12 protein-coding genes, 1 tRNA gene and 1 pseudogene are annotated in these 18,842 nt (G+C 53.6%); 12 read left to right on the top strand and 2 right to left on the bottom strand.

The genetic code is table 11. The annotated features are described in order from the left end of the window. Window positions 1-87: 87 nt before the first annotated feature. The 3 genes from BUA44_RS05075 to BUA44_RS05065 are packed head-to-tail and all read left to right on the top strand — an operon-like array spanning window position 88 to window position 5,998. A complete protein-coding gene (locus tag BUA44_RS05075) occupies window positions 88-2,109 on the top strand; it encodes a histidine phosphatase family protein (RefSeq protein WP_083579489.1) in 2,022 nt (673 codons plus the stop codon). 36 nt (window positions 2,110-2,145) lie between these two features. Further along, the gene (locus tag BUA44_RS05070; protein ID WP_143151868.1) at window positions 2,146-4,443 is read left to right on the top strand and encodes a histidine phosphatase family protein; all 2,298 of its coding nucleotides are present in this window, start codon (window positions 2,146-2,148) and stop codon (window positions 4,441-4,443) included. A gap of 7 nt (window positions 4,444-4,450) precedes the next feature. Then, on the top strand, window positions 4,451-5,998 hold the full coding sequence (locus BUA44_RS05065; RefSeq protein WP_255370465.1) for a histidine phosphatase family protein: 1,548 nt from the start codon (window positions 4,451-4,453) through the stop codon (window positions 5,996-5,998). A 58-nt stretch (window positions 5,999-6,056) separates the two neighbouring features. Here BUA44_RS05065 and BUA44_RS05060 read toward each other — a convergent pair. Then, a tRNA-Lys gene (locus tag BUA44_RS05060) sits at window positions 6,057-6,129 on the bottom strand. A gap of 141 nt (window positions 6,130-6,270) precedes the next feature. On the opposite strand from BUA44_RS05060, the gene BUA44_RS05055 reads away from it, so the two are divergent. From BUA44_RS05055 to BUA44_RS05015, 8 genes and pseudogenes are all read left to right on the top strand, one after another. Beyond that, window positions 6,271-7,125, top strand: a complete 855-nt coding sequence (locus tag BUA44_RS05055; protein WP_072809294.1) for a hypothetical protein — start codon at window positions 6,271-6,273, stop codon at window positions 7,123-7,125. Window positions 7,126-7,172: 47 nt separating this feature from the next. Continuing rightward, the gene (locus BUA44_RS05050; RefSeq protein ID WP_072809292.1) at window positions 7,173-7,532 is read left to right on the top strand and encodes an acyl-CoA carboxylase biotin carboxyl carrier protein subunit; all 360 of its coding nucleotides are present in this window, start codon (window positions 7,173-7,175) and stop codon (window positions 7,530-7,532) included. A gap of 13 nt (window positions 7,533-7,545) precedes the next feature. After that, on the top strand, window positions 7,546-8,706 hold the full coding sequence (locus tag BUA44_RS05045; protein ID WP_072809289.1) for a sodium ion-translocating decarboxylase subunit beta: 1,161 nt from the start codon (window positions 7,546-7,548) through the stop codon (window positions 8,704-8,706). A 291-nt stretch (window positions 8,707-8,997) separates the two neighbouring features. Continuing rightward, complete coding sequence (locus BUA44_RS05040; protein ID WP_083579499.1) at window positions 8,998-9,864, top strand: TIGR02147 family protein; 867 nt, start codon at window positions 8,998-9,000, stop codon at window positions 9,862-9,864. A gap of 8 nt (window positions 9,865-9,872) precedes the next feature. Further along, window positions 9,873-11,624 (top strand): FISUMP domain-containing protein, encoded by a 1,752-nt coding sequence (locus BUA44_RS05035; RefSeq protein WP_178348744.1) that lies wholly within the window; start codon window positions 9,873-9,875, stop codon window positions 11,622-11,624. 217 nt (window positions 11,625-11,841) lie between these two features. Next, window positions 11,842-12,690 carry a TIGR02147 family protein gene (locus tag BUA44_RS05030; RefSeq protein ID WP_072809283.1) on the top strand — a complete coding sequence of 283 codons (849 nt, stop codon included), beginning with the start codon at window positions 11,842-11,844 and terminating at the stop codon, window positions 12,688-12,690. 5 nt (window positions 12,691-12,695) lie between these two features. Next, window positions 12,696-15,617 (top strand): annotated as a pseudogene (locus BUA44_RS05025) (fibrobacter succinogenes major paralogous domain-containing protein). A gap of 24 nt (window positions 15,618-15,641) precedes the next feature. Further along, window positions 15,642-16,583: a fibrobacter succinogenes major paralogous domain-containing protein gene (locus BUA44_RS05015; protein WP_072809275.1), complete on the top strand. Its 942-nt coding sequence runs from the start codon at window positions 15,642-15,644 to the stop codon at window positions 16,581-16,583. A 55-nt stretch (window positions 16,584-16,638) separates the two neighbouring features. On the opposite strand, the gene BUA44_RS05010 is transcribed toward BUA44_RS05015, so the two are convergent. Next, entirely contained in the window at window positions 16,639-17,757 is a 1,119-nt protein-coding gene (locus BUA44_RS05010; protein ID WP_072809645.1) for an AAA family ATPase, read from the bottom strand. A 232-nt stretch (window positions 17,758-17,989) separates the two neighbouring features. On the opposite strand from BUA44_RS05010, the gene BUA44_RS05005 reads away from it, so the two are divergent. After that, complete coding sequence (locus BUA44_RS05005; protein ID WP_072809273.1) at window positions 17,990-18,838, top strand: TIGR02147 family protein; 849 nt, start codon at window positions 17,990-17,992, stop codon at window positions 18,836-18,838. The last annotated feature ends 4 nt before the right edge of the window (window positions 18,839-18,842 follow it).

The raw sequence follows: 18,842 nt of genomic DNA, 5'->3' as shown, positions 1-18,842 counted from the left end.
GCGGCATATTTTTGCGCATGTAAGAAAATTATTATATCTTTAGAACGGGTGTGTGACTCCACGTTTATACGTTCATGGGGCGTTTTGATGGGTACACGAAAAGAAAATAGACTTGCTACTTTTTGGGCATTTGTGTGTGCGCTGGCCTTCGGGCTTGTTGCCTGTGGCGGCGATTCCTCATCTGCCTCGCCCGAAGAACAGGTTCAGGATTCCTCTTCCGACGAGCAGGTTCCGGAATCCTCGTCTTCTGATTTTAAGGCCGATGCCCCGGACCCGGCAATTTCTTATTCGTCTTCGGTCAGCGCCAGCAGCAGTTCCGTGCAGACCTCCGATACGGTTACGGTAGGTGATACTCTTGTGTCGGACGATACCCTTTCGCACGATACGGACTGGGTCAGGAATCCGGATTCCATCTATTATTTTAGCCGTCTTGCTATTGATGGCCGCGTGTCCGCGTTATTCGGCCTGACTCCGAACTCCTCGATGAGGATTGAATATCTGCAGACGCTAACCGACTTCTCCGTGAATGGGGTGGATTCTGGAAGTGCTTCCGTTATCGAGGCTTTTTTACCGATCACTTACTGGAAGCCCTATGTCAGGGTGTCGATCGATGGTATCGCTCTCGATTTCCCGGGTGCATCGGCGGTTACAGGGATTTCTCTTTCGGCATTGGGCGATTTGATTTCGAGCGATACGGTGAACGTGGACTTTGTTTCGACCGCTGAACTTTCGCGTGCTGAAACCCTTGTAGCTGCAGGGCAACCCCTGGCCGAAGCGGTGGGGCAGGCGGCAACAGAGGTTCTGCGTGTGTTCCACATGGACGATTTTACCGACTTGCCTGAAGAGGATGTGGCTGCACATTTCCTCGCCATCCACCTGCTTGTTTCTTCGCGCGTGGCGGTGGGCGATGGATTTACGTTTGCAGATATTGCCCGCGACATTGCGGATGACGGACTCTGGAATGATTCGGCTGCACGTGCGTCAGTTGCCGACTGGGCTCTGCGCGCGGATGCGGAAGATGCCTTTGCCGGTGTCCGCAAGTGGCTTTCGGATCGGGCTCCGTCTGTTCCCGGTTTCGAAAAGAACCTGCGCCTGTTCTACCAGAAAGAACTCGGGATACCCGAGTGCAGTAGCGAAAATGCGGGGACGATGCTTCACGTGGGGAATGTCGCGAGCCGCTACTTTGTTACGGACGAATCGGATTTTTCGAAGGTCTCCGAGCGGTTTACCTGCAATGCTGCAGGTGGCATAGAACTCGCCTCGGATTCCCTGAAGGATGTTTATGCGTTCGGTGAAGGTAAGGCTGGCGAAGTGCGCCAGGGCGCATTCACCAAGAACCGCTACTACACTTACAGTTCTTCGAAGAACGCTTGGGTGCCCTCTACCGAGGTGGAGAAGGACTCTTACTTTGTTCAAATGTCGGCAACGTCGACCTTTACCGATATCAAGGATGTCTACGAAGGAATCAAGCCGAATGAACGCGTGATTTTCGTGCTCCGCCATGCGGAACGTGGCGATGATACGAGCAAGGGCGGTTCGCTTACGGACAATGGCAAGGCACAATCGAAGGCAGTCGGCGAAAAACTCACCAAGTTCGAGGAACCCTTCCTGCTGGGCGGTTCTGAATTCAAGCGGGCGCACCAGACGGTAGAATACATCGCGAGGGGGCGTGGTCAGCAGTACGATGTACGCGACACTTTCCCCGAACTCAACGACGACTGGTACACGTTTAGCCAGGAAGCGAATGACAAGGCGAAGTCCGACTGTAATTGTGGCGGCTGGGAACTGACTTCCAAGTATGCCTACACGGGTGCCTACACGTCTGGCGACAAGGCGGCGTTCTATGCGCTGGACGAACGCTCCGTGGAACTGATTGTTTATGTGCTCCTCGCGAAGTACAACGACCCGTCACAGCGGTTCGTGATGCTCAGTTCGCACGACAAGGTGATGGTCCCGCTGGTGGTCTACTGCACGCAGGGCAAGGTGAACCTCAAGAAGCATGACGGCGGGAAGTGGCTCAATTACCTCGCGGGGGTCGCCATTATCATTGACGAACTCGGAAACAGGCGCTATGTGCCCGTCAAGGGGCTCGATTCGGCCTACATGTAGCCGTAATTCCGGTTTATTTTACTATTGTTCCTCATTATGAAGACGACATGGCCCCTAGTACTGCTCGCCTTTTTTCTCGTATGCTGTGGTTCTGACAATCCTGCATCCGAAGACCCCGCTGTCGACGATCCGTCTGGCGGGGATATCGCCTATTCCGGCGGCGAGCATTCCGGAGGGCATTCGAGCGGAGGCCATCATTCGGGCAGTTCGAGTTCCATGAAGGTGGAGCCCATCTCTGCGGTGACGGACACGCTGATTGAGGACACGACTGCGGTGGCAAGCAAGAGCGACCTGCCGGCCTGTACGCCCGACAAGGAAGGCGAGTCTTTCTATGTCGAAGGTGAACAGACTCTCTATTTCTGCATCGGGTCGGAATGGCACCCCTCCGAAACGGTGACGGAAGTTTTCCAGGTTGGTTGCCACAATGGCGTCTTGACGCTGAACATGACTGGCGAGGAAGAGGAGGAAGAATCGCCCAGCCAGGGGCAGACGAACCCGTGGGGCGGTAACTTCAGCTTTGGCGGTGGCAGCACTTCTTCGGCGCTCGACACGATGCCCGCGCGTCGCCCCGGTGCGCACATTGTGGGCATTGCCGAGAAGGGACCGTTCCGTTACGGCGCTTCCGTGAAGATTATCGAACTCGACAGCACGCAGAGGCTTGCCGATTCCAGGAAGACGCACAAGACCTGCATTACCGAGGCTGCGGGCAACTTCAGTTTCGATAGCGTCGACCTGGTGTCGCCGTACCTGCGCGTGGAGGCGAACGGGTATTTCCAGAACGAACTGACCGGCGGGCTTTCTTCGCACATGGTAACGCTCAAGGCGATTGTAGACGTGACGGACCGCGATACGGTAAACGTGAACATGCTTACCCACATGGAAGCCCCGCGCGTCTTGAAACTTGTGGAGAATAGCGGCAACAACCAGCCGATACGTTCGGTGAAGGCTCAGGCCCTGAAGGAGATTCTCGGCTCGTTCGAGATTAGCCTGGGGGGCTCTTCGGGCGGTAACAGCGCTTTCCCGGGTTGGGGATGGGGCCAGCAACAGCAGACAACGACTTCGACCGATGGCCGCTTTGCCGAAGACATCAGCCTGTTCGATGGTGACGAGTACAGCGCGGCGCTCCTTGCGGTTTCTATCATGATGCAGAGGAACGGTTCCGGCAATGACATGCTCCAGTACACCTCGGGCATTGCCGAACGTATCAAGGGCAATGGCAACTGGGACGACAACAACGCGAAGGCGGACCTTGCGGACTGGCTCATGGTGCTCGATACGAGCGGCTCGTATGCGACTATCAGGAACAACATTGCAAGCTGGAAGTTGGGCGAGGTTCCCGATTTCGAGAAGCACCTGCGCAACTTCTGGACAAGCATCTACCAGTTCGGGGCCTGCAACTCCATGACTGCGGGGACCGTGAAGCACGTGAACAACAGCCTGAGCAAGTTCTTCATCTCGTATTACGAACAGCCCGATGGCCCGCGCACGCGATTCATTTGCGATGCCGAGACGCACCTGTGGCGCGCGGCGACCGATATCGAGAAGGATACGGTTGGCTTTGGCAAGGGCGATTACGACGGGCAAATCAAGAACGGCAAGATTAACGCGGAAAAGTATTACGTCTACGAGCAAAGTAAGGGCAAGTGGCGCGCGGCGACTGGCGACGACATCATGGAATTCGTGGATATCGCGGAAGTCATGGCGGGCCTTGCTCCGGACGAGAAAGTCATATTCATCTTGCGCCATGCGGAACGCACCGACGATACGGGCAAGAAGGGCCACCTGACGGATGGCGGCAAGAAGCAGTCGAAGACCGTGGGTGAAAAGCTCAAGGGCGAGCAGATTTATTTCGCGAATTCTACCTACACTCGCAGCATGGAAACCTGCGAGGGCGTGGCTTCGGGTGCGGGCGTGACCTATACCGAGAACACCATTGCAGACCTGGACGGCGAATGGTACGTGAAGGACGAATCCAAGTACGAATCCTGCAAGAGTGAAAACGGCGGTGGCTGGCAGGCGACTTCTGCGTATGCCTACAAGGGCGGCATTTGCCCGGGCGTCTACTACGATTTCGATTCCCGGAGCGAGGCGTTTATTTCGGACATTGTCAAGCCTGAATTTGCAAAGGTTAACCGCGTGGGCGTGTGGATTTCGCACGATACGTTCGTGGTACCCATAACGGTTTACGGCTCGAACAAGAAGGTAAACCTGCGCTACTTCGATACCAAGCAGTGGATTTACTACCTGGCAGGGCTTGCCGTCATCATGGATTCGAAGGGCAACATCCGCTATGTGCCGGTGAAGGGGCTCGACAAGGCGACTATGACGATGTAGGTGTTCGGTGAAACAGGTTGTATGGTTTGTTGGATGCTTGGTGGCCGCCTTGGCTGGCGCTCTTGTCGCGGGCTGTAGCGATGGTCATGGCCCTGTAAACGCGTCGGGTTCCCCCGAGGCTTACGAGACGATTGACGCGCCGCTCTTTGTCTATGAAATTCTCGCAGACCGGATGGCGGCGGATTCGACCTCTATCGACATTCTGGACATGTTGTCTGAACCGCGCGTGGAACAGCTCCTGATGAACCACGTGCCCGAGGAACTGGTGCACGTGCAGGCGAAACGCGAAGCGGCCGCCGCCTTCGGGATAGATTCCGTGCAGCTCGCAAGCGATTCCGGTGCAGTGATGCTCGCCGTCTCGGCGATGGTGCAGAACCGTGCCAGCAAGGAAGAGACGCAGAACTTTATCCGCAATCTGGGGGAGGACCTGAAGGGCGATGGCGTGTGGAACGACCCGAACTGGAAAATCAGGATTGCGGACTGGGTCGTGGGGCTTGATTCCAGCTGGCGGTATAACGATGTGCGCAACAACGCGGCTCCGTACTATGGCGGGAACGTGCCTTATTTCGAGAGGTACATGCGCGAGTTTTTCCCGATTGCCTACGGTTTTGAACCGTGTGGCGCCTCGAATGCGGGTGCGGTCACGTACGTGAACCAGGGCCAGAGCGTTTATTTCGCGAACAACTATGAGCATGCGGACCAATCGCGGGTGCGGTTCATCTGCGATGCAAATGGATTCCAGTGGCGCGTCGCAAATGCCATCGAGAAGGATACCGCGGGCTTCGGCGCGGGCGAGTACGACCGCGAGGTGCGCGAAGGCCGCGTGAACCACGACAACTACTACATATTCGATGCGGGCAACTGGCGCGTTGCGACCCCGCAGGAGGCCGACGGCTTTACCGATCTCGTAGATGTCTACGCGAATCTCAAGTCGAGCGAGAAGGTGGTGTTCATCATCCGGCACAGCGAGCGCACGAACGATACAGGACCGAGCGGCCACCTGACCGACAACGGGAAGAAATATGCCCGCGAGCTGGGCGCGCGCCTTGCGAAAGTCGGGACGGAGGATTTCTACTTCGGGTATTCGGGCTACACGCGCACGTACGAGACGTGCGAGAACATTGCGCAGGGCAAGGGCCAGGTGAACTACAGCATCGTGGAGCTTCCGTACATGGATGGCGCGTGGTACGTGAAGGATGCCGACAAGGCGGAGGCCTACACGAATTCCGATGGCGGCGGCTGGGTGGTGTATTCCAAGTACGGGTTCACCGGCGCCTACCCGGATGCGTTCTACGATTTGGAAACGCGCAGCGAGCAACTGCTCAAGGACCAGATTCTTGCGAACATCGGGAGCATGAAGCGCGTGAACGTGATGTGCACGCACGATTACCTGGTGGTTCCGCTCCTTGCCTACACGACTGACGGCCATGCGAACGTGCGCTACTACGAGAAGAATCGCTGGGTCAACTACATGGCGGGCGTGGCGATGATTATTTCTGCCGACGGATCCGTGCGCTATATTCCCGTGAAGGGTCTCGAAACGGGCACGATGTAGCCGCAGGCGCAATATGTACAGGGTACAAAAAAACCTCTCCGCTGGGGAGAGGCTTTCGTGGATGATGCAGGGGTCGAACCTGCGACCCGCTGATTAAGAGTCAGCTGCTCTACCAACTGAGCTAATCATCCGAAGGTCTTTCGACGGGCTCAATTATAGAAAAATTCGGCCATGTGGCAAGGGTTTTTACAGCCTTCTCCGAAAAAAAATTCTAAATTATCCCGCGTTGATTTTATCAAACAGTTCACTTAATTAAATGGACACATTCCTATATGAATGAAACAGTACAGAATGCAGCCGATTCCGCAGTAGCCCCGGCCCCCGCCGCGGCCCCTGTCGCCGAAGAAGCTGTGCAGCAACCGGCTATCGTTGCAAGCGAACCGGCTGCCAAGGTGAAGGGCAAGTTCGACGAACAGCTCGGGCTCATGCTCCCCTCCGACGCAGCCCAGGTCCAGGCGCAGCTTTCCATGCCGGGCATGAGCGATGACATGGTTTACAAGATCGTGGAAACCCACGGCGGTAACCATGCGGTTCTCTACAAGACTTACGACCAGGCAGTGCTTGCCCGCGACGTGCGCGATTCCATCGAGAACGCCGCCGGCCACAAGGTCCTCCCCATCGCGAAGGCGAAGCTCGGGACCACCTACTGCAAGGGCGAATACTCCACCGAACAGGGCTGCAAGGGCGAATCCGACACGTTCGGCATCGGTTCCCTGGTTGAATTCCAGGCTACCGGCCTCATAGTGGTGATGGTGGTGATTATCGGCCTCACGGTGCTCTGCTACCTCATGAACTTTATCATGGCGAAGCTCGGCCTCAACAAGATCAAGGCTCCGGCACCAGCGGTCAAGGCTGCTCCTGCTGCCGCCGCCGCTCCGAAGACGATCGCCCCGGCCCACTGCGACTGGGACCCGAACGCGAAGAGCGTCCACCCGGGCTTCACCAACAAGCAGCTCCAGGCCTTCCTCGGCATTGCCGCCGTGGCCGCCCTGGAAGAACACCCCGGCATGAGCAACGATACGTTCCTTGCCCTGGTGACCGCCGCTGCGACCCAGGCCATCGGTCAGCCCTGCCGCGTGACCGCCTACAAGAACATTAACTCCCCTGCTTGGACGATTGTCAAGTAAGGTCAACTTTTAAAACTTAACAGGCTTATAAGCCAGGAAAAATCAAAATGAAGAAAACAGTCCGTATCAGTTTCGAAGGCAAGACCTACGACGTCGAAGTAGAAGTTCTTGATTCCGCCGTCGCCGCCGCTCCGGCAGCCCCGGTCGCCGCTGCCCCCGCTGCCGCTCCTGCCGCAGCTCCCGTCGCAGCCGGTGGTACCGAAGTGAAGTGCCCGCTCGCCGGTTCCGTGTTCAAGCTGAAGGTCAAGGTCGGTGACAAGGTCGAAGCCAACCAGGAAGTGGCCATCATCGAAGCCCTCAAGATGGAAAACCCGGTCGTCGCTCCGTGCGCCGGCACCGTCAACTCCATCTCCGTCAAGGAAACCGATACCGTCGTCGACGGCCAGACCCTCATGACCATCGCCTAAGAGGTACAGATAAATGAGTTCACTCTTAAATTCGGTCGTCGAGTTCGCTTGCGATACCGGATTCGCATACGTCACCGGACCCATGGTGATTATGTGGATCGTGAGTTTCGTGCTGATGTACTTGGCGATTGTCAAAAAGTATGAGCCGCTGCTGCTCTTGCCGATTTCGCTCGGCGCACTGGCGGTGAATATCCCGAGCGCCGGGTTCTACGATGGCGGCTGGAGCATCGAAGGTATGTTCACGCCGACTGCCGGCCTCTACTACTACATTAGCCAGGGTATCCACCTGGAACTCTTCCCGCCCATCATCTTCTTGGGCGTGGGTGCCATGACGGACTTCGGACCGCTTATCGCCAACCCGCGTACGCTGCTTCTCGGCGGTGGCGCCCAGTTCGGCGTGTTCGCGACCATGTTCTGTGCCGTGGCCCTCGGTGGCTTTACTCTCGGTGAAGCGGCCTCCATCGGTATCATCGGCGGCGCCGACGGTCCGACCTCCATCTTCACTGCGAACAAACTCGCAAAGCACCTCATCGGACCTATCGCCGTGGCGGCCTACACCTACATGGCTCTCGTTCCGCTCATCCAGCCGCCTATCATGCGCCTGATGACCAACGACAAGGAACGCAAGATCCGCATGAAGGCTCTCCGCCAGGTGAGCAAGGCCGAACGCATCGTTTTCGCCGTGATGGTGATGATCGTCTGCATCCTCGTGGTGCCCGATGCTTCTGCACTTATCATCATGCTCATGCTCGGCAACATCTTCAAGGAAGCCGGCGTCGTGGAACGTCTCGTGAAGACTTCTTCCAACGAACTTATGAACATCGTGACTATCTTCCTCGGTACTTCCGTGGGCCTCACGATGTCTGCCGACATCTTCCTGAAGCCGCAGACCCTCATGATTATCGCCATGGGCGTTGTCGCCTTCGGTTTCTCGACCGCGGCCGGCCTCTTCCTCGCGAAGATCATGAACTGGTGCTCTCCGAAGAACCCCGTGAACCCGCTTATCGGTTCTGCTGGCGTGTCCGCCGTGCCGATGGCCGCACGTGTTTCCCAGGTGGAAGGTGCCAAGTATGACCCGCAGAACTTCCTCCTGATGCACGCCATGGGCCCGAACGTGGCCGGCGTGATCGGTACCGCAGTCTGCGCCGGTTACATGATTAGCCGCCTGAGCTAGCCGACAATACGTCATCCTCGCTATACGATACTTGGCAACTTGTTGCCTCAGTAGAGTTATCCTCTTTGGGGAGAAGGCGAGGATCTTTGAGCAAAGGAATGCCCTCGGCAATGCGCCGGGGGCTCCGTTTTTATGCCTTGTGCGGTTTGTTCTATAGAATCCCTGTTTTTGTTTTTTACTTTAACAAAAATCTTTTGGGTGGATATAAAACCTCCAAAATTTGCTTAAAATCGCCAAATTTGTTTTTTAGAAAATGTTGCATCGGACAATTTGATTATCTATTTTATTGTCATGATGAAATCAGTTGTCGAATATAAGGACTATCGCCAGTATATCCTGGACTACTACAGCGAACGCAAGCGTAGTTCCGCATTTACCTGGCGAGAATTTGCGAAACTTGCGGGGTTCGCCTCCGGATCGTACCTGAAGCTTGTATGCGACGGCAAGACGCGTCTTCGGGAAGAAGGAGCGAAGAAAACTGCGCTTGCTATGGGGTTGCTCGGCTTCGAGTACGACTACTTTATTTTGATGGTGCGCTACGAAAGCGCGAAGACGGATCGCGAAAAGAAGAAGTGTTTCGAGGAAATGCAGGCGCTGAGCGCCGCACACCACGTGAAGATTCTGGGGAACGAACTCTACACGTTCTACGAAACCTGGAAGCATTCCGTGGTGCGCGAGCTGGCGGTTGCCATGCCGGGAGCGAAACCGCACGAGATTGCGAAGGCCTGCAGGCCCGCGATTTCTGCGGCGGACGTGAGCGCGAGCCTGAACTTTCTCATGAAGGCGGGGCTCATCACGCGCGACATCAAGGGCAATTACCACCAGACGAACCGCTCGCTTACTACGGGGCGCCTGAACGTGGTTGCCGTCGCGGTGCATTCGCTCTTGCGCCAGATGGGCGAGTTCGCGCTCGAGGCGCTTGACAAGTTGCCCATTTCGGAACGTCACTTTAGCGGAATTACTATGGGCGTGACGGAAGAAAGCTACAAGAAGGTCGTGGATGAACTTGCGAAGTGCCGCAAGCGCATCGTGTCGATAGTCGCCGACGAGCCGCATCCGGATAAGGTGTGCAGACTCAATTTCCAGTTTTTCCCGCTGACGGAAAACTTGAACAGTGGCAAGAATCGTGGCAAGTCCACATCGGGTAAAGGAGAGTGAATATGTTTATGCGAAAGAATATTTTTATGGGTGTATCTGCCTTGAGCCTCGCGCTTTGTGCGTGTTCCACTCAGACGGCGGGCACGAGCGAGGAATCCGAAGGCATTGTTGCTCTTGCGGGTAAGGGAATCAAGGGCGCTGCGCAGAAGGGCCCGCTCGTAAAGGGCTCGGACGTCGTGCTCCGCGAAACGTCGGCAGAAGGGAGCCTTGAGCCCACGGGCAGGGAATTCCATACGACGACTGTGAACGACAAGGGTGAATTCCAGTTTGGCGAGCTTGATCTGGAAAGCCAGTATGCGCTGCTTTCTGCCGAAGGTTACTATGCTCACGAATACGACGGTGAACGTTCAGAATGCCCCATGCGCCTTGATGCGGTCACGAACCTGAATAACCGCAGTACGGCTAACGTCAACATCCTGACGCATTTCGAGTACAAGCGCGTATTGAAACTGGTTAAGGAAGGCGTGCCTTTCGCCGAAGCCAAGAAGCAGGCTTCCAGGGAAGTTCTCGCTGCATTCGGGGTTGATATTGATGTCTCCTCTGCGGAGGACTTGAATATATTCAATACGTCCGAAGGGGACAGGACCCTGTTCAATATCAGTCTTCTTATCGATAATACCCCGGAATGGACTTATTGGGTTGATGATGAAAAAGAAGATTGCCCGAAATTGCAGAATTATCTCGATGGTTTTGCGGAAGATTTTGCCGATGACGGGGAACTCGCTGATTCCATTATGCAGGTTATCGCAGGCGGGGCCTACGAAGTCACCCGTATGTACACCCATATGGAGTATGTCGATGAAGACGACATGTGGGAAAAGGAAGCCGCTGACCCAGGGTCGTATGATGATTTGGTGGTCATGAAAAAGGAATACGAGTTCAGCAAGCTGGTGCTCTTGCACCATCTGGAGATAGATGCATGCACCGAGAATCGCTGGGGCGAATATACGGCGTTTCACAAGCCCATAGAGGTCTATGACTATCAGGAGGGGGAACAGCGTATCTTGGATTCCGGCTACGTCCTTTGCGATGGCTTTAAGTGGGATATAAAGACAAGGGGGTACATCGATTCGCTCACAACGATGTTTGAACATGAAAATGGCACTATGATTGACCCGCGTGATGGACGGGAATACAAGACGATAAGCTTTGAGTACGAAGGGAAAAGGTACGAATGGATGGCGGAAAACCTTATGTATAGTGTTGTTGATCCGGAAACACGTCCAAGGGGAGGTAGGGTGAGTCGTCGCCAGCCGGGTGTATATAGCTGGACCGAGGCCATGCGCCTTAACGAGGGCTACATGACGAGGTATGTGCGCGAAGGCCTGATCGATTCTCTCCATCAGGGAATCTGCCCCGACGGCTGGCACGTGGCGAATAGCGAGGAGTGGAAAACCCTGCTAGATTACGTGGACGGCAATCCCAACAACCTGCTCGACGAAAATTGGAGGACTGACAGGGAAACCGCCATTGCGAAGGGCCTGACGGGAGTGTTCTACAATAGGCTGGACTTCAATCTCGTTCCGCTAGATAAGCAATTCCTGGAAGCCTATTTCCATACCTATGCTCCAAGGATGTCCTTCCAGCCAACCAGTCCCAATGACGATGTGTGGAACCGGGAATTCTTTACACGGGATGAATTTATCGACTATCCCTTGACGAAAACGGATTTCGTAACCATCGAGATTTCGATTAACTGGAATTACGTGTCCGACACGGAAGTACAGCCAAAAGGCTTTGTGCGCTGCGTAAAGAACTAAGAAAGTCTGTAAGGGGGAAAAGAGGAAGGCCCCGCCAGGAATGGCGGGGCTTTTGTGCTTGTCATCCTCGCGAAGGCGAGGATCTCTCATGTCCTCAGAACATAACGCCATGTTCTAAAATGCTAAATTTTTCAAAATTTAGCCAAAAGTGGTAAAATTTGGCTAAAATCGCCATATTTATGTCCTAAATGCACGAAAAGAGGGTATATTTGTACCTATGAAGGAAATCGTTGAATATACGGATTACCGCAAGTATATCCTGGACTACTACGAAGAGCGCAAGCGTAGTTCCGTCTTTTCGTGGCAGAAGTTTGCCCAGGATGCCGGATTTTCGTCGGCGGTGTTTCTGAAATATGTTTGTGAGGGTAAAAAGAACCTGAGCGTCGGTTCCGCAGGTTCTGTCGCGAGCGCCATGGGGCTCGCCGGTTACGAACAGACTTATTTTGTACTGATGGTCTCGTATGCGCACGCGAAAAGCGACAAGGCCAAGCGTGCCGCGTTCGAGGAACGCTGTGCGCTCGCGAAGGCGCACAAGATGCGCGTGCTGGGTAACGATGAGTTTGACTATTTCAAGTCGTGGAAGAATCCGGTGCTGCGAGAACTTGCCCCGCACATGCCGGGCGCCAAGCCTCTCGAGATGGCGCGCGCCTGCAGCCCGTCGATTACCGCTGCCGAGGTGACAGAGACGCTGAACTTTTTGGTAAGGATGAAGCTCCTGAAGAAGGACAGGGACGGAAACTACCACCAGACGGACAAGACGATTACGATGGGTAACATGGATGTGGTGCCCGTGGCGGCTCGCGAACTGCAGCGCCAGATGGGGGAATTCGCGATTAAAGCCATCGACCTGCCGCTTTCTGAACGCACTATGTCGGGGTTCGTGCTCGGCCTTACGGAACGCTCGTACGAACGCATCCGCAAGGAAATGGCGGATTTTTACCGCCGTGTTGTGGCGATTGCTACCGAAGATGACGAGACGGAGCGCGTTTATCGCATGAATATGCAACTGTTCCCGCTGAGCAAGCGGATCGAAACCAAGAAAGTTTTTAAAGTTAAAAAGAGGTAAAGGAGATGAGGAACATGATGAACAGGAGTTTTATGGCTCGGCTTATTCCGGCCTGTGCGCTTGCCGCCATGGCTATCTTGACGGCGGCGTGTTCCGATGACGAGTCAGATGATTTCGTTGGCGGTGCCTCGGGAGACATGGGCATTGTCGCGAAGGATATCGCGGGCTTGGCGCAGAAGGGCCCGTTCGTGAAGGGCTCCAAGGTGACGGTGCAGGGAATCGACTGCAAGACGCTTGAACTGACGGATGAGATTTTCGAAGGCAAAATCAATAGCGACAAGGGCGACTTCGCGTTTGACGACGTGACGCTTTCGTCTACGTGCGCGCTGTTCGAAGTTTCGGGCATTTACCGCAACGAAATTACCGGCAATACAACGTCGGAGTCGGTGACGCTCTTTGCGCTGAGCGACCTGAAGGACCGCGGGCATGTGAACGTAAACATGCTCACCGACCTGGAATGCAAGCGCGTGTTGTACCTCGTGACCGAGAAGAGCAAGAAGTTCGCGGATGCGAAGAAGCAGGCCGAGAAGGAAGTACTCGCTGCATTCGGCATTGCGGGTGACTTCGATAATTCCGAAGACTTGACCATCTATGAAAGTGGCGACGGCAACGCTGCGCTGCTTGCCGTGAGCGTGTTGATGCAGGCTGGGACGGATGTGCCTGGGCTCGAGAAGCGCATGGACGGGTTTAAGGATTCGTTTGCGGAAACCGGCAAGTGGAGCGATGACAAGACGAAGGCCGCGATTGAAGAGTGGCAGATTGCCGCTACGGCCGACGGCACGCTCGATTCAATCCGCAAGAACGTCGAACACTTGGGCTATGCCGACGAAGTGCCCGCATTCGAGAAGTACATTGAAGCCTTTGGCGACACCGTCATCCTGAGCAGCGATAGCAGCGAGGAATCTAGCAGCGGTTCCCGTCAGTCGTCATCCTCGACTCCGGTCGAGGATCTGTCCAGCAGCAGTTCTGAGCCTGCCGAAGGAACACTTACGGACTCCCGCGATGGCCAGACTTATAGAACCGTAAAAATCGGCGATCAGGTGTGGATGGCGGAAAACCTGAACTTTGAAACTGATTCCAGTTTCTGCTATAATGATTCTGCTGAATATTGTGCAAAGTATGGCCGCCTTTATATATGGGATGCGGCGATGGATGCTTGCCCTGATGGCTGGCACTTGCCGGATTCAACAGAGTGGAATACATTGTTCTCTGCTGTTGGTGGAAAATCGACAGCGGGAGAAGTGCTCAAGTCTACAAGTGGCTGGGTTGGTAATAAGGGAGAAGCTACCAATGGAACGGATAATTACGGCTTCGCGGCGTTGCCTGCTGGCTTCAGGGACGAAAGGGGTGGGCTTTTCTCTCGCGAAGGTGGTACTGCAAAATTTTGGAGTTCTACTGAGCGTAGTAGTGATATGGCGACCAACATAATTTTGTACTATTACTTCGATGTATTCGAGGCCAGCGGCAGGCACGACGCGATGTCTGTTCGCTGTTTGAATGATGATACTGCTGTTCCACCATCCAGCAGCAGCTCAAAGCCTGTCGAAACATCTAGCAGTTCCGCAAAGGCGGACGGCAGTGAATACGATGCAACTGCAAATACGCTCAAGGACCTGCGCGATGGCAAGGTCTACAGGACCATGCAACTCGGCGTTCAGACTTGGATGGCGGAAAACCTGAACTTTGAAACGAAAGGTAGTCTCTGTTATCATGATTCTGCTGAATACTGTGCGAAGTACGGTCGTTTGTATCCGTGGAGTGTCGCGATGGACAGCATGGGAATATGGGGTGCGAACGGCAAGGGTTGCGGCTTTGGTTCGACATGCCCGTCGAAATACCCTGTACGCGGAGTCTGTCCCAGTGGTTGGCACGTGCCGACTCAAATGGATTGGACGGTCCTGTTCGAGGAAGTTGGTGGCTCATCAATCGCTGGTAAGGTGCTCAAGTCTATTTCCGGCTGGAGTGGCCGAGGCGATAATACGGGTACGGATGATTTCGGATTCTCGGCACTCCCTGCTGGCCACTATACCAGTGTTGAGGGGCTCGATGGCAAAGCCGGCACCGTAGCGTTCTTCGCGAGTTCTACTGAACGCGACAAAAACAGCTCGTATTACGTGTACTTGGATTACAAAGACGAAGCGAGATTTTCCAACTGCGATGAGACCGCTGGGCTTTCTGTCCGCTGTGTCATGGATGATGACGGCTCTATCTCGCCGTCTTCTAGTTCCGGGAACTCTTCGAGTTCGGAACTTAAAAGAGAACAATGTGATGTTGATACAGACGGGAATTGCTTTAAGGACGAGCGCGACGGCCAGACTTACAGGACGGTCATCATTGGTACACAGACTTGGATGGCGGAGAATCTTAACTATGCATACACTGGTGTTCCCTATAAATATGAGAACGATGCCTCTGATTCTATAAGTTGGTGCTATGGCAACGACCCTGCCTACTGCGCCAAGTATGGCCGCCTTTATACATGGGCGGCGGCTATGGACAGCGTGGGTGCATGGACTGAAAATAGTAAGGGTTGCGGCTATGGCAAGGCCTGTTCACCGACTTATCCGGTACAGGGAGTGTGTCCAAGTGGCTGGCATTTGCCGACAGAGGAGGAGTTCAGAACTTTGTTTACGACAGTCGGGGGGGATTAGATTGCAGGCGCGATGCTCAAGACTACCAGCGGCTGGAACCGTAGCGGCAACGGAGCTACCGGAATGGATGGTTATTCCTTTGCAGCGTTGCCTTCTGGTTACAGGGAAAACGATGGGGTTTACTACGCTAAGGGCGGCTACGCGTACTTCTGGACGTCTTCTGTGATGATTGATAACTACGTGCACAGCGTAATCTTGATTTACAACAATGACAATGCGATTCTGAATGGCCACCCCATGTTCTCTATTCATTCCGTCCGCTGCGTGAAGGATTAATTTTAGGGTAGAGAGGCGAAAACAATGAAAAGAGTTTTAGCAATATGTGCCATGTCCGCATTCCTGCTTGCGGCTTGCGGCGATGACGAGAGCAGCGGTTTCACAACCCGCCCCGACGAGGATTCTTCTTCGTCTGTTTGCGAGGACTGCGACGGTTCAAGTAGTTCCTCTAGCGTCACACCGCAGTCGAGCGAAAGCGAGACAAGTGTGTCCAGCAGTTCTTCTGCGAAATCGAGTAGCAGTAAAAACGGCGATGCCAAGTCAAGTAGTAGTTCTGCGGAATCGTTGTCAAGTGATGCGTCGAGTATCAGTTTCTTTGAAGATGGAGTTACAGGAACTATGACTGATGGGCGTGACGGGCAAATATACAAGATTGTAAAAATCGGCAGACAAATCTGGATGGCGGAGAATTTGAACTACGCCTACACAGGTGTTCCCTTTGAAAGTGGCGATATTACCTTCGATTCCACGAGTTGGTGCTATGACAACGATCCTGCCAACTGCGCCAAATACGGTCGCCTTTACACGTGGTCCGCCGCAATGGATAGCGTGGGCAGGTGGAGCACGAATGGCAAAGGTTGCGGCGATGAAACGATGTGCTCGCCGACATACCCGGTGCGTGGTATTTGCCCCGAGGGCTGGCACCTGCCAACGGGAATAGAGTGGGGTATGTTATTTATATTAGACGGGTATACATCGACGGCGGCAGAGAGACTCAAATCGGCAAGTGGTTGGGCCGATAATGGAAATGGCTCCGATATCTATTCCTTTGCCGTATTGCCTGTTGGCATCAAGATTCCAATTGAAGGGTACGTAGGTGAGGGCTTCTGCACAACCTTTTGGACTTCTGATGGCGACGACGACTACTATGCGGATGCTAAGACCATGAACTACAACAGCAAAGGGGTGAGTGAGTATGGCTTCCACAAGAACTCCGGGTTCTCTGTCCGCTGCGTAAGGGACTAGGAAGATTTTGTTAGGAGGAGAAAAAAAGACCCCGCTTTTTAGCGGGGTCTTCTGTTTAAAGCGATTCCATCCAGCGGGACATGAATACGTTGTACACGCTGTAGCTTTTCCCGCTTAAGTCGCTTTGCTCTAGCAGTAGTTCCTTTTCGACAAGGGCAGTGAGGATTTTCTTTGCGGTGGCCGCGTTTCCGATTTTGTATTTCATCAAGAAATCTGCCGCGGTCGGCTTTTTGACTTCGCCTTCTTTGGCGACTGCGACGAGGTATTTCCACTGTTTCTCGGTAATCAGATTGCGACGCTCTATGAAGTTTGTTGTTTCGAACCGAAGAATTCTGGATGCGACGTTTTTTACATCTTCTAACGTAATCCTTTGGGATGAATCCGCAAAAACCTGGTTGCAGACGAATTGAGTGTAATAAGTGTGCCGTTTTGTCCAACCCAAGATAAAATCGACGGCGTCGTCGTCAATGGATTTGCCTGCCTTTTTGAAGAGACCTGTAATAAATGCCTTGTATTTATCTGCATCTATACGGTTGATATAGATTGTTCTTGAACTTTCATAAAAAGGTTTCTTTACGTTGGTAAACATGTCTGCCATTAAATGTTTTTTGCTTCCGCAGAAAATGAATTTTACATGGTGTAATTGTTGGATGTATGTCCGCAGTAGGGCTTCGGTATTTGTTTCTTTGAATTCTCTTATTTGCTGAAATTCGTCAATCGCGAAAATGATTTGTGTTTCTTGCTTTTCTAGAAAATCAAAAATGGATTTTAGAGTTGGTGGTTTTTGTGAGTCCATCAGGAACGAAAGCGATACCTGTGGACTGCCGGAAACAGGATCGTAGCTGAGTGAGGGTCTCGCGTTTTTAAGAGCGTTGAAGAATTTTTTTATTATGGATTCGCTTGTTACTGCGCTAACGATTGCTTCGGAAAGAATTTTGAGAAAGTCGTCTAGATTTTGAGCTGAGAAAATGTCGGCATATATGCAGGTGCATTTTTTTTCGCGGAGATCATCAAAAGCCCTGAAAATCAGACCTGTTTTCCCGTAACGTCTAGGCGAAATGAGTGTCACGTTGGAACCATTCGTTAATAGAGAGACAATTTCTTTGAGTTCCAGTTCGCGGTCGCAGAACAGTTCCTTTGATGTGTATGGTTCTAGCAAAAAGGGGTTTATCATGATAACCTCACTATACTTTTGGTAATATACTTTAAGTAATATACTAAAAGTATAGTGAAATGTCAATAGGGAGGGCGGAGCCTTCCCTTGTCTTTTTTTGTTGTATTCCTGGAATACGTATTTTGTATTCTAAATTGCTAAAATTTGCCAAAATTCTACAAAAATGGTAAAATTTGCATAAAAAAGGCAATTTTGTGTTCTAGAATAGCAAAAAATACCTATATTTGTGCACATGAAGGAGATCATTGAATATACAGACTACCGCAAGTTCATCCAGGACTACTACGATGAACGCAAGCGCAATTCGGCATTCACGTGGCGAGACTTTGCGCGCGATGCCGGGTTCTCGTCGCCGATTTACCTGAAGTACGTTTGCGAGGGGAAGAAGAACCTGAGTGTTGGGGCTGCAGGTTCTGTCGCCGCCGCGATGGGCCTCGCCGGTTTCGAGAGCACATATTTTGTCCTGATGGTTTCGTACGCCCATGCAAAGGGGGATGAGGCGAAGCGTGCCGCGTTCGAGGAACGCTGTGCGCTGGCGAGGGCCCACAAGGTGCGCGTACTCGGGAAAGAGGAGTTCGACTACTTCAAGTCGTGGAAGAATCCGGTGCTGCGCGAACTTGCCCCGCACATGCCGGGTGCAAAGCCGCTCGAGATTGCGCGTGCCTGCAAGCAAAAGATTTCCGCTGCCGAAGTGAGCGAGACGCTTGACTTTCTGGTGCGTGCGAAGCTCCTGAAGAAGGACAGGAGCGGGAACTACCGCCAGACGGACAAGTCCATCTCGATGGGCTCGGTAGATGCGGTCCCCGTGGCGGCCCGCGACATGCAGCGACAAATGGGGGAGTTTGCGGTAAAGGCCCTGGAACTGCCGCTTTCGGAACGCGACATGTCGGGGCTGACCCTCGGGCTTACGCGCCGTGCTTACGAACGGATTCGGAAGGAACTGGCGGATTGCCGCCGGCGCATCGTGGCGATTGCCGCGGAAGACGACGAGACGGAACAGGTGTATCGCCTGAACTTGCAACTGTTCCCGATGACCGAAAAACTGGACAAGGAAAAGAAATTTGGAAAGGAGAATAAGTAAAGAT

The sequence above is a fragment of the Fibrobacter sp. UWR3 genome (assembly GCF_900143055.1).
Taxonomy (GTDB): Bacteria; Fibrobacterota; Fibrobacteria; order Fibrobacterales; family Fibrobacteraceae; genus Fibrobacter.
This window is presented reverse-complemented; position numbering and strand designations above follow the sequence as displayed.

Coding starts and splice junctions, on each gene's coding strand:
- BUA44_RS05050 (WP_072809292.1), top strand. CDS start 7,173: ATGAAGAAAACAGTCCGTATCAGTTTCGAAGGCAAGACCTACGACGTC.
- BUA44_RS05045 (WP_072809289.1), top strand. CDS start 7,546: ATGAGTTCACTCTTAAATTCGGTCGTCGAGTTCGCTTGCGATACCGGA.
- BUA44_RS05030 (WP_072809283.1), top strand. CDS start 11,842: ATGAAGGAAATCGTTGAATATACGGATTACCGCAAGTATATCCTGGAC.
- BUA44_RS05010 (WP_072809645.1), bottom strand. CDS start 17,757: ATGATAAACCCCTTTTTGCTAGAACCATACACATCAAAGGAACTGTTC.
- BUA44_RS05005 (WP_072809273.1), top strand. CDS start 17,990: ATGAAGGAGATCATTGAATATACAGACTACCGCAAGTTCATCCAGGAC.
- BUA44_RS05015 (WP_072809275.1), top strand. CDS start 15,642: ATGAAAAGAGTTTTAGCAATATGTGCCATGTCCGCATTCCTGCTTGCG.
- BUA44_RS05035 (WP_178348744.1), top strand. CDS start 9,873: ATGCGAAAGAATATTTTTATGGGTGTATCTGCCTTGAGCCTCGCGCTT.
- BUA44_RS05075 (WP_083579489.1), top strand. CDS start 88: ATGGGTACACGAAAAGAAAATAGACTTGCTACTTTTTGGGCATTTGTG.
- BUA44_RS05070 (WP_143151868.1), top strand. CDS start 2,146: ATGAAGACGACATGGCCCCTAGTACTGCTCGCCTTTTTTCTCGTATGC.
- BUA44_RS05040 (WP_083579499.1), top strand. CDS start 8,998: ATGATGAAATCAGTTGTCGAATATAAGGACTATCGCCAGTATATCCTG.
- BUA44_RS05055 (WP_072809294.1), top strand. CDS start 6,271: ATGAATGAAACAGTACAGAATGCAGCCGATTCCGCAGTAGCCCCGGCC.